12 protein-coding genes and 1 pseudogene are annotated in these 12,806 nt (G+C 68.5%); 8 read left to right on the top strand and 5 right to left on the bottom strand.

The genetic code is table 11. The features are described from left to right. Window positions 1-38 precede the first annotated feature (38 nt). Window positions 39-749, top strand: coding sequence for a hypothetical protein (locus ACIA58_RS04125; protein WP_396402114.1), 711 nt, complete (start codon window positions 39-41; stop codon window positions 747-749). Here ACIA58_RS04125 and ACIA58_RS04130 read toward each other — a convergent pair. After that, window positions 746-1,489 (bottom strand): ArsR/SmtB family transcription factor, encoded by a 744-nt coding sequence (locus ACIA58_RS04130; RefSeq protein ID WP_396403304.1) that lies wholly within the window; start codon window positions 1,487-1,489, stop codon window positions 746-748. The two genes, ACIA58_RS04125 and ACIA58_RS04130, sit on opposite strands and share 4 nt — an antisense overlap. Window positions 1,490-1,545: 56 nt before the next feature. Here ACIA58_RS04130 and ACIA58_RS04135 point away from each other — a divergent pair, with 56 nt between their 5' ends. Next, entirely contained in the window at window positions 1,546-2,688 is a 1,143-nt protein-coding gene (locus ACIA58_RS04135; RefSeq protein ID WP_396402115.1) for an MFS transporter, read from the top strand. A 123-nt stretch (window positions 2,689-2,811) separates the two neighbouring features. On the opposite strand, the gene ACIA58_RS04140 is transcribed toward ACIA58_RS04135, so the two are convergent. After that, window positions 2,812-4,377, bottom strand: coding sequence for a serine/threonine-protein kinase (locus tag ACIA58_RS04140; RefSeq protein ID WP_396402116.1), 1,566 nt, complete (start codon window positions 4,375-4,377; stop codon window positions 2,812-2,814). A 52-nt stretch (window positions 4,378-4,429) separates the two neighbouring features. Here ACIA58_RS04140 and ACIA58_RS04145 point away from each other — a divergent pair, with 52 nt between their 5' ends. The 3 genes from ACIA58_RS04145 to dhaK all read left to right on the top strand — a co-directional run bounded on the left by ACIA58_RS04145 (window position 4,430) and on the right by dhaK (window position 7,332). Beyond that, window positions 4,430-4,990, top strand: coding sequence for an RNA polymerase sigma factor (locus ACIA58_RS04145; protein WP_396402117.1), 561 nt, complete (start codon window positions 4,430-4,432; stop codon window positions 4,988-4,990). 64 nt (window positions 4,991-5,054) lie between these two features. Then, on the top strand, window positions 5,055-6,284 hold the full coding sequence (locus ACIA58_RS04150) for an MFS transporter (RefSeq protein WP_396402118.1): 1,230 nt from the start codon (window positions 5,055-5,057) through the stop codon (window positions 6,282-6,284). Between the two features lie 43 nt (window positions 6,285-6,327). After that, a complete protein-coding gene (gene dhaK, locus ACIA58_RS04155) occupies window positions 6,328-7,332 on the top strand; it encodes a dihydroxyacetone kinase subunit DhaK (RefSeq protein WP_396402119.1) in 1,005 nt (334 codons plus the stop codon). 36 nt (window positions 7,333-7,368) lie between these two features. Here dhaK and ACIA58_RS04160 read toward each other — a convergent pair whose 3' ends face one another. Beyond that, the gene (locus ACIA58_RS04160) at window positions 7,369-8,550 is read right to left on the bottom strand and encodes an RNA-guided endonuclease InsQ/TnpB family protein (RefSeq protein WP_396402120.1); all 1,182 of its coding nucleotides are present in this window, start codon (window positions 8,548-8,550) and stop codon (window positions 7,369-7,371) included. Window positions 8,551-8,663: 113 nt separating this feature from the next. Between ACIA58_RS04160 and dhaL the strand changes: the two genes are divergently transcribed. From dhaL to ptsP, 3 genes and pseudogenes are all read left to right on the top strand, one after another. After that, on the top strand, window positions 8,664-9,290 hold the full coding sequence (dhaL, locus tag ACIA58_RS04165) for a dihydroxyacetone kinase subunit DhaL (protein WP_396402121.1): 627 nt from the start codon (window positions 8,664-8,666) through the stop codon (window positions 9,288-9,290). After that, window positions 9,287-9,697 (top strand): annotated as a pseudogene (gene dhaM / locus ACIA58_RS04170) (dihydroxyacetone kinase phosphoryl donor subunit DhaM); the annotation flags it as partial. The gene dhaL and the pseudogene dhaM, both read left to right, overlap by 4 nt. Window positions 9,698-9,739: 42 nt before the next feature. Continuing rightward, a complete protein-coding gene (ptsP, locus tag ACIA58_RS04175; protein ID WP_396403305.1) occupies window positions 9,740-11,599 on the top strand; it encodes a phosphoenolpyruvate--protein phosphotransferase in 1,860 nt (619 codons plus the stop codon). Here ptsP and ACIA58_RS04180 read toward each other — a convergent pair. After that, window positions 11,578-12,234 (bottom strand): hypothetical protein, encoded by a 657-nt coding sequence (locus tag ACIA58_RS04180; protein WP_396402122.1) that lies wholly within the window; start codon window positions 12,232-12,234, stop codon window positions 11,578-11,580. The two genes, ptsP and ACIA58_RS04180, sit on opposite strands and share 22 nt — an antisense overlap. Beyond that, the gene (locus tag ACIA58_RS04185) at window positions 12,231-12,779 is read right to left on the bottom strand and encodes a GNAT family N-acetyltransferase (RefSeq protein WP_396402123.1); all 549 of its coding nucleotides are present in this window, start codon (window positions 12,777-12,779) and stop codon (window positions 12,231-12,233) included. The genes ACIA58_RS04180 and ACIA58_RS04185 overlap by 4 nt, the downstream gene beginning before the upstream one ends. Window positions 12,780-12,806 lie beyond the last annotated feature (27 nt).

Genomic DNA, 12,806 nt, shown 5'->3' on the forward strand with positions numbered 1-12,806 from the left:
GTGTCTTCTTTGAGTAGGGAGCTGGGGAAGGTGGGGGCGTGAAGAGGAACGTGTCGCGGCGGGCGCTGCTCGGTGCCGGCCTGCTCACGCTCGCCGGAGTCGGCGGCGCCGGCGGGTACGGCGTCGGCCTGTTCCTCACCGAGGAGCCGAGCATCGCGGGCACCGCGGCGCCACTTCCGATGACGCTCACTCCGGATCCATCGGCGACGCCGTCCAGCACCCCGACCCCGCCGCCGAAGAAGATCGTCCCGGACGACACCAAGGCCCTGCAGACCGACGATCTCGACTACCGGGTGCGCGAGTTCACCGCGACGAGCGTCGTGCGTTCGACCGTCCGCCTGAAGGTGCCGAGGACGTGGAGCTTCACCCAGCCGGATCCGCCGAAGATCGGCCGCTACACCGACCCGACCAGCAAGCGCTGGATCCGGATCGAGGCGGGGTTCACCATCCGCCGGCCACCGTCGGAATCGATGGCCGCGAGGCTCGGGGAGCTCGCGACGGTGCCGGCGGCCCAGATGCTGTCGATCAAGTCCCACACAGTGGATCCGGACACCAAGGAAGCGACGCTGGTCTACACATACGTGCCGGAGAATTCGCTTCGCTATGTGATCATCCGGTGGGTCGCCAACGGCGATGGCCTGTGCACCTTCGAGATCGCCGTTACCGGGCTGCCCCAGGACCAGGACGCACTGGAGGACATCCTGGACCACGCGGCCGACTCGGCCACCCGGGACGACTCGACGATCTAGAGGACCACCAGCTCAGCGAGGGCCTTTTGGCCTGTGGGGGTTAGGTCTACGGCTCGCTGGTTGGGGCGGCGATGGAGCCAGTTGCGGGTCAGGAAGCTGTCTACGACGGATGCGCCTAGCTGGCCGGACAGGTGGTGGCGTTGTTCGCTCCAGTCGACGCAGAACCTCAGGAGTTGGCGGCGCGACGGCTGGTCGGACAGGTCGACGCCCAACTCGGCGAACACCTCTGTGGCGTTGGGACCCAACGCATACGGGCCATCAGGGAGTTGTGCGGCCAGTGGGTCGTCCGGACGGCGGTCCGCGCCGCTGCCGCCGTCGGTGCGGGTCAGGGCGTCCCGGCGTACCAGACCGTCCAGCAGGGCGACGCCGAGGCGGCCGGCCAGGTGGTCGTAGCAGGTGCGCGCTTCGCGGAGTGCTGCGGCGCGGGTGCTCTGGCGAAGTGACTTGATCGGTTGGGGCTTCGCGAGGCGGGCCAACGCTTCTACGGCCGCAGCCACCTCCGGTCCGGACAGCTTGTAGTACCTGTGTCTCCCGGAGCGTTCGACCGCGACCAGTCCGCCGTCCAGCAGCTTGTGCAGATGCCCGCTGACCGTCTGCGGTGACACACCGGCCTCCGAGGCAAGCAAAGACGCGGGCAGCGCGCGACCATCCGCCAGCGCTATCAGGACCTTCGCCCGCGCGGGCTCGGCCATCAGACCGGCAACGCGGGCCACATCAGCATCTCCGCCCATGTACTCCATGGTCACACCGTCATACTTCGGCGCAACCCGAAGTGTTTCGGTGGGAGCTTGGAACCATGCTCCTCGCGTTGCTGTGCATCGGAATCTTCCTGGTCCAGCTCGACGTAACCGTGATCAACGTCGCGCTGCCGACCATCCGGACCGGTCTTGATACCAGTGCGTCCGGGCAGCAGTGGGTCGTCAGCGGCTACATGATCGCGCTCGCCGGGCTCCTGCTGGTCTGCGGAGCGCTGGGCGACAGGATTGGCCACCGCCGTACTGTCCTCGCCGGACTGACGGTTTTCGGCTGCGCGTCCTTGGTGTGCGGCGTAGCACCGAACATCGAGCTCCTGATCGCCGCACGCGCGCTCCAGGGCGTCGGCGCGGCTTTACTCCTGCCCAGCACGCTGGCTGTCATCACCGACCAGTACGTCGACAGCGCCGCAAGGGCCCGCGCGGTTGGGATCTGGGCCGGCGCAGGCGCACTCGCCCTGGTCGCCGGACCCATCCTCGGGGGCGCACTGGTCAGCGGATTTGGCTGGCGCGCGGTCTTCCTCGTCAACCTGCCGATCATCGCGTTGGTCCTGCCAATGGCCTGGCGGATGGTGCCACGACACCGGATCGCCCGTCGCGAGGCACACGTCCGGCTGCGAATCGGCGCAGCGTTCGTCGGCGCCAATGTGGTCTCCGGCCTGATGAATCTGGTTGGTCTAGGCACGCTGCTCGCTCTGACCCTTTATCTGCAAGAGCATCTGGACCAAAGCGCATTGCGCGCCGGACTGGAGTTGCTGCCTGTTCTGCTGCCGCTCTCCGTCCTGGGCCCGATCTCAGGCCGTATCACCGCCCGGTACGGCTCCCGGCTCCCGATGTCGTTCGGCCTTGCTCTCGGCGCTGTCGGGTCGTTCTGTCTGATGATCGTTCGCCCTGACAGCGGCTACGCGGCGGTGATTCCCGTAGAGATCGGCCTGGGCGTCGGCATGGGTCTACTGACCGCCGCGGTGGTGCACGCAGCGATCGCGGCGCTGCCTCCGGATCGCGCCGGACTGGCCAGCGGCGTCAACAACACCGCCCGGCAGGCTGTCGGCGCAGCGGGCGTGGCGCTCTACAGCGCCGTTCTGAGCCACGCCGCGACCTTCACCACAGGTCTCCACATCCTTGCCTGGACAGGCGGCGTCCTGTGGTTGGTTGCGCTCGGCATCACCTGGCTGACGGTCGACTAGTCGACCGGCCAGAAGGCGCGGAAGATCGTCGAGCGCAGCTGGTAGAACCTGCGGCGAGCAGACTGGATCAGCGCCGGCGACGGCAGCAGCCGCCGTTCGGTCGGAAAACGCATGGGGACTTCCTCAGTCGGAGTACTTCACCGAATCGGCGATCTTCGCAGCCCGGCCGGCATCCGGCGTGATCACCTGCACAAGCAGCGAGCCGCCGTCCCCGCGATCGACGACCCGTTCGAACAGGACCATATCCGCCCCGGCGCACCCACTGGAAACCCGGTCCGTGGTCGGCCGGTCATCGTACGTGCCCGGGAAGGAAGGGCCGGGCTTGCAGCCGAGTGCGGTGTTGTCCGGCAGGGCCAGCTTCGATCCGGCCAGACCGATGAACACGCCTGGCGTCCCCGTCGACCAGTTCGCGTCCCGGCTGACGCGGAACGCGGGCATCCGGGCACTGCTGCCCGGCGCGAGCCAGTCCGTCTGGGCCATCGACTTCGCCCAGGCCCGCGGGATCGTCACCTGGAACTTCCCCTGCGAGACCACGATCGCCTCACGGCTGGACAGGTACCACTGGCCGGCATACCCCGCGCCGGCGCCGACGATCAGCGTCAGCAAGGCCGCGACGACCCAGCGACCGCGCTTCCGCTTCGGCTTCGGCGGTGCCGCGGGAGCAGGCTGCTCCTCGACCTTCTCCGTCGTCTCCTCGGCCGGCGCCTCCGCCACGACGACGGCCCCCGCGGCGGCATCCACCGACTCCGACGGCTCGGCGAGCTTCACGATCGTCGGCTGGTTCTCGTCGCTCAGCGCCGTCTTCGCGCCCAGGTGATCCGTGTCCACGGCAATCACTTCGCGGATCGACAGCGGGAAGTCGTGTGTGGTCTCGTCGAGCCCGCCGACCAGCTGCCGGGTGAACGACTGGACATCCGGCCAGCGCTTCTCCCGGTCCGGATCGAGCGCCCGGACGATCGCGGCGTCGACCTGCTCCGGCAGCTCGAACCCGAGCGAGCTCGGCGGCGGCGCCACCTCCACCCGGCTGGCCGCGCCCAGCCCGTCGACCTGATGCGGCGAGCGCCCGGTCAGAGCGGCATACGCGACCGCGCCCAGCGAGTACTGGTCCGCGCGCTGGTCCAGTCGCTCCCCCAGCGCCTGCTCGGGAGCGACGTACGACGGGGTGCCGCCCGGCATCGTGATCCGGGAGATCTCGTCGAGCGACTTGCCCAGGCCGAGGTCGGACAGGACGGCCCGCTCGCCGTCGTCCGTGCTGCGGAACAGAACGTTCGCCGGTTTCACGTCCCGGTGCAGCAGACCCCGCCGGTGCAGCGCCTGCAGGCCACGACCGACCTGGACCACCACGTCGACGGCCTCGGCCAGCGGGAGCGGCTTCTCCTTCAGCCGGTCGGCCAGCGTGCCGCGGTCGGCGTACGTCAGCACCAGGAAGGGGCGGCCGTCCTCGAGCTCGCCCACGTCGTGCACCTGGACGACGTGCTCGGACTCCACCCGGCGCAGGAACCGGCCCTCCTCGAGGAACCGGTGCCGGACCGAGTCGTCGTGGCCCCAGTTGTCCGCGAGCACCTTGATCGCCACTTCGGCATCCAGTTGCTCATCGTGAGCAAGCCATACCGTAGCGAAACCGCCTGAGCCCAGGCGTCGGCGCACGACGTAACGCCCGAGTCTGGTTGGGACCCCCATACAAGGCATTATGGAGTACTGGAGTGTCCCGTGCCGGGGCCGATCGACAGCAAAGGCGCAGATGAGCGAGAGCACCAGCCCGACCGACGACCTGGGCGTACTGGCCGAGCAGGCCAGGGCGGGCGACAAGAACGCGATGGACGATCTGCTCCGGCAGATCTACCCGCGCGTCCTGCGCATCTGCCGCAGTGTCCTGCCGTACTCCGCCGACGCCGAGGACGCCGCCCAGGAAGCCCTGCTGAACATCGCCACCAAGATCCACACGTACTCCGGCCGCAGCAGCTTCTCCACCTGGGTCCACTCGGTCGCGGCGAACTCGGCCCGCTCGACGTACCGCAAGCTGAAGCGCAGCGCCCAGGCCGCACACAACCCGGAGCAGATGGAGAAGCCGGACCCGCGCACCACCAGCGTGATCGCCGGCACCCGTCTGGACCTCCTGGAGGCGCTGGAGACCCTGGAGCGCGACCGTCCCCAGATGGTCACCCCGCTGGTGCTCCGCGACGTCTACGGGCTGTCGTACGAGGAGATCGCCGCCGAGGTCGGCGCACCGCTCGGCACGGTCAAGTCCCGCATCCACGACGCCCGCGAGGTCGTCCGCCCGCTGCTGCGCCCGAAGGACTGAATTGCAGCAACGTGCAACTCGTCAGGCCGGATAACTGACCTGACACCGGCATACCCTCCGAGTTATGTCCGCCCGGGGGTTGATGCACAACGCTGACTATCTGAAGCTGCTGACCGGCCAGACGATCAGCTCCATCGGCTCCGCGATGAGCTCGTTCGTCTTCACCCTGCTCGGTCTCGCCATCACTGGTTCCCCGGTCCAGGCAGGCCTCGTCGGTACGGCGTACGCGCTCGGAGCGACCCTGGCGGCGCTGCCCGCGGGTGCGCTGGCGGATCGATGGAGCCGGCGCCGGATCCTGGTCGGCTACAGCTTCCTCGGCGCCGTCCTGTTCGGCTCGGTGGCGGTCGCCGGCTGGCTCGGCCACCTCACGCTCCCGCACCTGATCGCGGTCAGCCTCCTCAACGGCGCCGGGTTCGCCATGTTCATGCCCGCCGAGTCCGGCGCGCTCCGGCAGATCGTCGCTCCGGAGGACATCAGCACCGCCCTCGCGGCCGCGCACGGCAGGCAGAACATCGCCGGCCTGACCGGCGCACCGCTCGGCGGCCTGCTGTTCTCGATCGGCCGGGTCATCCCCGTCGCCCTCGACGCGATCTCCTACCTGGTGATGGCGATCCTGCTCGTCACGATCCGCCATCCGCTGCCGGCCGCGAAGCCGGACGGCGACGCGCACGAGCCGATGCTCAAGGCGATCCGTTCCGGCCTGACGTGGCTGTTCCGGCAGGCCTCGCTGCGGACGATCGCGGTGGTCGGCACGATCCTCAACTTCGCCGCGAACGGGACCATCCTGGTCCTCATCCTCAGCATGCAGCAGCGCGGCGTGCGGCCGTCGGTCATCGGCTTGCTGGAGACCGCGATGGGCCTCGGCGGGCTGGCCGGAGCGATCGCGTCGCCGAAGCTGCTGTCCAGGTTCACCACCGGCCGGATCACGGTCGTCGCCTGCTGGATCATCACCGTCACCTTCACCGCGACCGCCGCCACCACGCAGCCCGCCGTACTGATCGCGCTCCCGGCGTTCGCGATCTTCCTGCTGCCGGCGCTGAACTCGGGCCTGTTCGGCTACCAGATGCTGATCACGCCCGACAACCTCCAGGGCCGGACGCAGAGCGCGGTCATGTTCCTGTCGAACATCTCGATGCCGTTGGCTCCGTTCCTCGGTGGCCTGTTCCTGGAGACACTCGGCGCGAGGACCGCGCTGCTCATCTTCGGCGGCCTGCTCGTGGTCGGCTCCGTGTTGCTCACCGTCAGTCGATCGATCCGGTCGATCCCGTTGCTGTCCGAGGTGGAGGCCGTCTGATCGGGGGCTCCCGTTCTGGGCGGGCGTGTGCTCAGATGGGGACATGAAGAAGCTCATCAACGACCCAGGTGATGTTGTGAGTGAGGCGCTGCGGGGGATGGCGGCAGCGCATCCGGATCGGTTGCGGGTGGATCTGGAGAACCGGATCGTCTACCGCAAGGACGCGCCGAAGGCGGGCAAGGTGGGGCTCATCTCCGGCGGCGGGTCGGGGCACGAGCCGATGCACGGCGGGTTCGTCGGGCCCGGGATGCTCGATGCGGCCTGTGCGGGTGAGGTCTTCACCTCCCCGGTGCCGGACCAGATGATGGCGGCGACGAAGGCGGTCGACGCGGGCGCCGGCGTACTGCACATCGTGAAGAACTACACCGGCGACGTGATGAACTTCGAGATGGCCGCCGAGCTGGCCGCGGCCGACGCCGGCACCGAGGTGCTGTCGGTCGTGACGAACGACGACGTCGCCGTCCAGGACAGCCTCTACACGGCCGGCCGGCGCGGCGTCGGCGTGACCGTACTGCTGGAGAAGATCGTCGGCGCGGCCGCCGAGGAGGGCCGCCCGCTGCAGGAGGTCGCGGACCTCGCGCGCAAGGTGAACGACAACGGCCGCAGCATGGGGATGGCACTGACGTCGTGCACCGTCCCGGCCGCGGGCAAGCCGACGTTCGACCTGGCCGACAACGAGATGGAGGTCGGCATCGGCATCCACGGCGAGCCCGGCCGGCAACGGTTGCCGCTGGCCCCGGCGCGCGAGGTCGCCGCCATGCTGGTCGACCCCGTGGTCAGCGATCTCCCTTACCAGCAAGGCGATTCGGTCATTGCCTTCGTCAACGGTATGGGCGGTACGCCGCTGATCGAGCTGTACCTGATGTACAACGAGGTGGCCCAACTGCTCGACCGCGCCGGCATCACCGTCGCCCGCTCCCTGGTCGGCAACTACATCACCTCCCTCGAGATGGCCGGCTGCTCGGTCACCCTGCTGAAGGTGGACGACGAACTGGTACGCCTCTGGGACGCCCCGGTAAACACCCCCGGCCTACGCTGGGGCGCTTGACGTCCTCCTCACCCGTCAAGGAGAGGATTCCAACTACTACGCGGAGGTAGTCAGTTGAGGTTCACGCTTCGGCGAGACCCGCAACGGCGCCTCTCCGCGTGCACTGACGGCCCGCCCGGCCGCGATGTTGGTTGCCGCGTTCACGTCTGCATGTGCCTGGTACCCGCAGGCCACGCACCGGAACACCGCTTGGCTCTCGCGGTTGTCCGGCACGCAATGCCCGCAGACACTGCAGGTTTGCGACGTACGAACAGGATTGACTCTTTCGACCCGACCCGGCGCCTTCTGCTCCAGGCGAAGCACAAGGTCGCCCCATCCGTTGGCAAGAATCCCTCGGTTGAGGCCGGCCTTCGCGCGACGCCCGTTCGGCAGGTAGGCGCCCGGTCGGTCGCCGTCCGACTTGACCTTGGGTCGCCTGACCATCTGCGGGATCCGCAGGTCCTCAACGCGGACGAGGTCGAAGCGCCTCGCCAAGTCGGTGCTGGTCTTCTCCACCCAGTCTTTGCGCCGGTCCGTGGCGCGGGTATGCAGCGCGGCTATCGCAGACCTGACCCGCCCGCATCGCTTCGAGCCTCGGCGGCACCGGGCAAGCTTGCGTTGCAGACGCTCGAGCCGGGTCCGCTCACGCTCCGACAGAACCGGACAGGACAAGAGCTCACCGGTCGACAGCGCAGAAGAAACAGCCACACCGCGGTCAATGCCGACGACCTCCCCTGTACCGGGTGCCGGTATCGGCTCCGGTATGACGGCGAAGGCGATGTACCAGCGCCCAGCGCGATCACACCGGATCCGATAGGACTTCGCCTCAGGCACAGGCCGGGTAAGCCTGATTCGCACCCAGCCGACCTTCGGGACAAGGACCCGGGCCGACTTCCGGTTCAGCTTGGCGACCCTGGACGCCTGCGGGCCGACGATCCGGAAACCCTCGTGCAACCCGGACTTGCGCCAGGTCGGGCGCCGATGAGATCCACCGTGGAAGTTCTTGACAGCCTGGTCGAAGTCGCGCAACGCCTGCTGTTGCACGGTCTGCGACCCAGCGCGCAGCCAGGCACACTCGGCTCGCGCTTCCGTCAACTGCCGGCAGCACTCGGCGAACCCCGGCGTCGGTCCTTTGTCCCGGGTCCACATCGACCATTGTTCCAACGCCAGGTTCCACACGTATCGGGCATGCTTACACAGACCCAGCAACGCGGATCGTTGCTCGGGCGTTGGATACATCCGGAACCGAGACACACCACGTATCCCATCAGGCCGGACCGACAGTTCCTCGATCTCCGAAGGAGGTAGTCGCGGTGCTTCGCTATGGGCGACGAAGCACCGCGGCAAACCATATGAGCAGAGAAGTCGACAGTTTCGCCGACTGGTTGCGGGATGCCGCGGGTGTGTTGCATGAGAATGCGGCGTATCTGACCGAGTTGGACTCGGCGATCGGGGATGCCGATCACGGTGCCAACATGGATCGTGGGTTCCAGGCGATTGTCGCGGTGCTGGACGAGGCGTCGTTCGAGACGGCCGACGAGCTGTTGAAGAAGGCGGGGATGACGCTGGTCAGCAAGGTCGGCGGGGCGAGTGGGCCGTTGTACGGCACATTCTTCCTGCGGTTCGGGACCGCGCTGGCCGGGGCCGATCTCACCGCGGAGGCGATCGGGCGTGCGCTGCACGCCGGGGTCGAGGGTGTGCTTGCCCGCGGCAAGGCGGAGCTCGGCGACAAGACGATGTACGACGCCTGGGCGCCGGCACTGGAGGCGTACGACGCCGCTGTGGCGGGTGGATCGGAGGTCGGTCCGGCGTTGACCGCGGCCGCGGAGGCGGCGGCGAAGGGGCGGGATGCGACGGTTCCGCTGGTCGCGCGGAAGGGGCGGGCGAGCTATCTGGGTGAGCGGAGCGCCGGTCATCAGGATCCGGGGGCGACGAGCACGACGCTGATTCTGGAGTCTGCGGCCCGAACGCTCGCATGATCGGGATCGTGGTGGTGTCGCACAGCCGCGCGCTGGCCGAGGCGGCGGTCGGGCTCGCCGCCGAGATGGTTGCCGAGGACAAGCGTCCGGTGATCGCCGTCGCGGCCGGCCTGGATGCGACGACCTTCGGGACCGATGCGATGGCTGTGTCGGAGGCGATCACAACCGCGGACAGTGCCGACGGCGTGCTGGTGCTGCTGGATCTTGGCAGCGCTGTCCTGAGCGCGGAGATGGCGCTGGAGTTCGTGGATCCCTCCGTCGGGGAGCACGTCCGGCTCACCAGTGCTCCGCTGGTGGAGGGCTTGGTCGCTGCTGTGGTGACTGCTTCCACCGGCGCAACCCTCGACGCCGTGGTTGCCGAGGCGGAGCGCGGCCTGGTCGGTAAGCAGGACCATCTCGGTGACACCCCGACCGCAGACGCGGCTTCGGTCGCAGAAGCCGACCGGACGGTGGAGGTTGTTGTCGGCAACGAACACGGTCTGCATGCCCGGCCGGCGGCTCGGTTGGTCGGGTTGGTGAACGAGTTCGACGCCGTCGTCACGCTCACCGATCTGGACACCGGCCGAGGCCCGGTGGACGCGAGCAGTTTGAGCATGGTCGCGACGCTGAACGCCCAGCAGGGTCATCGCGTTCGCGTAGGTGCGAGTGGTCCGCAAGCGTCCGAGGCGCTGGCCGCGATCGAGAAGTTGGCCGCCGCCGGCTTTGGTGACGAACCAACTGTGCAGGCTGCTCCCACAACCGGCGGATCTGGGTTGGATGTGGCGATCGGACCTGCCGTACTGGTGGGTTCGGGTGTGGACGTCAGCGGTTATGTTGCCGGCGACAACGAACTCGGGCGCCTCGACGGAGCGCTGGAGGTGGCGGGCGTTCAACTGCGCGAGCTACGCGACCACACCCCCGACCACGGCGACATCTTCGTAGCCCACCTGGCCTTGCTCGGCGATCGGAAGATTCTCGATGCGGTCGAGCATTCGATCTCTGCGGGCGCCTCGGCGCCGGTTGCGTGGCAGCAGGCGTACGACGATCTCGCGACCACCTTCGAAGCTCTCGACGACGCCTACCAACGCGAACGAGCACAGGACGTCCGTGCGGTACGCGACCGGGTACTGCGGATCCTCGTCGGAGCAACCGAAGAAGCCCCCGCCGACGGCATCCTCGTCGTACCGGAGCTGGACGCGGCCACCGCCGCCACCCTCGACGCGACGCGGATCGCGGGAATCGCGGTACGGGCCGCCGGGACGACCGGCCACGGGGTGATCGTGGCACGGTCCCGCGGCATCCCGCTGATCACCGGGATCGGCGACGTCGACGTACGGCCCGGTACGACGATCGCCTTCGACGCCAGGACCGGCTCGTTCGAGGTCGCGCCGGACGAGGACCGCGTGCAGGCGACCATCACGGAGCGGCGGGGCGAGCGCGAGCAGGCAGTTGGCCAGGCGAACGAGCCCGCCACCACCCGCGACGGCACCACGGTCGAGGTGCTGGTCAATGTCGGCGCTGTCCAGGACGCGATCGACGCACGCGGCGCGGACGGCTCGGGTCTCGTGCGAACCGAGGTGCTCTTCGGCGACCGTCGTACCGCGCCGACCGTCGACGAACAGGTCGAGGCGTTCCGCGCGATCGCGCGGGCGCTCGGGAACAAGCCGATCACGATCCGCACCTGGGACATCGGCGGTGACAAGCCGCTGGCCTTCCTCCCGCAGGCCAAGGAGGCCAACCCGTTCCTCGGCGAACGCGGCCTCCGCGTCTTCCGCCGTCGTCCGGATCTCCTCCGCGACCAACTGGAAGCAGTACGACGTGTTGCCGCCGAGACACCCGTCCACGTGATGTTCCCGATGGTCACCACCGCCGACGAGGTCGCCTGGGCCCTGGACGAGCTCGGGGCCAAGGACAATCTCGAGGTCGGCATCATGGTCGAGGTCCCAGCGGCCGCGCTGCGCGTCGCCACCCTCGCCCGGGAGCTCGACTTCGTCAGCATCGGCACCAACGACCTCACGCAGTACACGACCGCCGCCGACCGCACCAACACCGCGGTCGCGTCACTCGCCGACGGTCTGGACCCCGCCGTACTCCAACTGATCGACCACGTCGTCCGCAACGCCGGCGTCCGCGTCGCGGTCTGCGGTGACCTGGCCAGCGACCCACAGGCCGCAGTACTGCTGGCAGCTCTTGGTGTCCGCGAGCTGAGCGCCGTCGGACCACAGGTACCGCTGGTGAAAGCACGACTGCGGCAGTCCGACCTCACTCAGGTCGACACTGCCGCAGTGCTGGCTGCTCGGGACGCGGATCAGGTACGCGGCTTGCTGTAGTAGCGCAGCTCGACCAGGTTGAAGCCGGAGGTGCGGTCGGGCTTGGCAGGGAGCGTGTAGGACTCGCCAGGCTCCAGATACGTGACGTCCGGGTGCTCGAGGTCCAGGTCGACCACGAGGGCCGGGTACGCGCCGGTGTGCCAGGTGTAGGACTCACCGGCCTCGGGTGTCAGGTGCTGCACGCGTACGTCGTCCTCGTCGACGACCACCTTGGCCGGGATCTCACCCGCCTGCTCGAAGCCGGACTCCGCCGGGACGCCGGCGACACCGAAGTACGGGTCGCCACTGGCCTCCTCGCCCAGGTCGAGCACCTCGATCAGCCGGTTGAGGTACAGCGCGTCGCCGTCGTTGGTGAGCATGTGCACCGGCGACACCGGGCGGTACACGGACCCGCCGACGGTCTCACTCAGCTGCCGCGCCGGACTGCCGTCCAGCCAGTCCATGTGGCACGGGGACGTCGACAGGCACAGCACGACGTACGGGTTGTGGTGCAGGTGCCAGCCCTGCGCCTCTCCCGGCTGCAGCGAGACCTCCCAGACGCGGACGCGCGAGTTCTTCAGCAGCACGCGAGTCCCGATCTCACCCAGGACGACGTCGCTGCCGTCAGGGGCGGTGACGGTGGTGCCTGCGGTCATGCTGTCTCCTCAAGATCTATCGGTCGTTCCATCGCGACACCGGCGAGCACAGTGCCGTCCGGCATCGGTAGCTGGGCTGACTCCACCTCTGTGAAGCCAAAGGCCTTGTAGAGCGGTACTCCGGGCAGCGTCGACATCAGCGCCAACTTGGTAAACCCCTCCGCACGCGCTGCGTCCGTACACGCGGTCAGGATCGCCCGTCCCAGTCCACGCCGCGTCCAGTCGCTGCGCACGAACATCGCGCGGATCCGCGCCGGTTCGGTCGCTGGATCCAGGAGCCGGTCGTCCGCGCCCGCCGTACTCGCGTTGAACAGCTTGTTCCGCCGACTCCACCCGCCACAGGCAACGACCTCGCCGCCGGCTTCGTACACGTAGTAGGTGCCGTCGTCGATCAGCGCGGTGTCCAGCGTGGTGATGTGCTCCGCGGCGCTGACGGTCTCCGCAGCGTCGTAGTACGCCGGGAACAACTCCAGCACGGAAGCCCGTGCCAGCTCAGCCACAGCGGGTCCATCGGCGAGCACGGCCAAGCGCAAATCAGCCTCCACGCCCCAGAGACTAGTTCACTGCGGCCG

Source organism: Kribbella sp. NPDC051586, assembly GCF_044453965.1.
Taxonomy (GTDB): Bacteria; Actinomycetota; Actinomycetes; order Propionibacteriales; family Kribbellaceae; genus Kribbella.

Excerpts from the sequence above, each read along its gene's own strand:
- ACIA58_RS04180 (WP_396402122.1), bottom strand. The coding sequence starts at position 12,234 with ATGACCGCAGGCACCACCGTCACCGCCCCTGACGGCAGCGACGTCGTC.
- dhaL (WP_396402121.1), top strand. The coding sequence starts at position 8,664 with ATGAGCAGAGAAGTCGACAGTTTCGCCGACTGGTTGCGGGATGCCGCG.
- ACIA58_RS04160 (WP_396402120.1), bottom strand. The coding sequence starts at position 8,550 with ATGTATCCAACGCCCGAGCAACGATCCGCGTTGCTGGGTCTGTGTAAG.
- dhaK (WP_396402119.1), top strand. The coding sequence starts at position 6,328 with ATGAAGAAGCTCATCAACGACCCAGGTGATGTTGTGAGTGAGGCGCTG.
- ACIA58_RS04130 (WP_396403304.1), bottom strand. The coding sequence starts at position 1,489 with ATGGAGTACATGGGCGGAGATGCTGATGTGGCCCGCGTTGCCGGTCTG.
- ACIA58_RS04140 (WP_396402116.1), bottom strand. The coding sequence starts at position 4,377 with ATGCCTTGTATGGGGGTCCCAACCAGACTCGGGCGTTACGTCGTGCGC.
- ACIA58_RS04145 (WP_396402117.1), top strand. The coding sequence starts at position 4,430 with ATGAGCGAGAGCACCAGCCCGACCGACGACCTGGGCGTACTGGCCGAG.
- ACIA58_RS04150 (WP_396402118.1), top strand. The coding sequence starts at position 5,055 with ATGTCCGCCCGGGGGTTGATGCACAACGCTGACTATCTGAAGCTGCTG.
- ACIA58_RS04135 (WP_396402115.1), top strand. The coding sequence starts at position 1,546 with ATGCTCCTCGCGTTGCTGTGCATCGGAATCTTCCTGGTCCAGCTCGAC.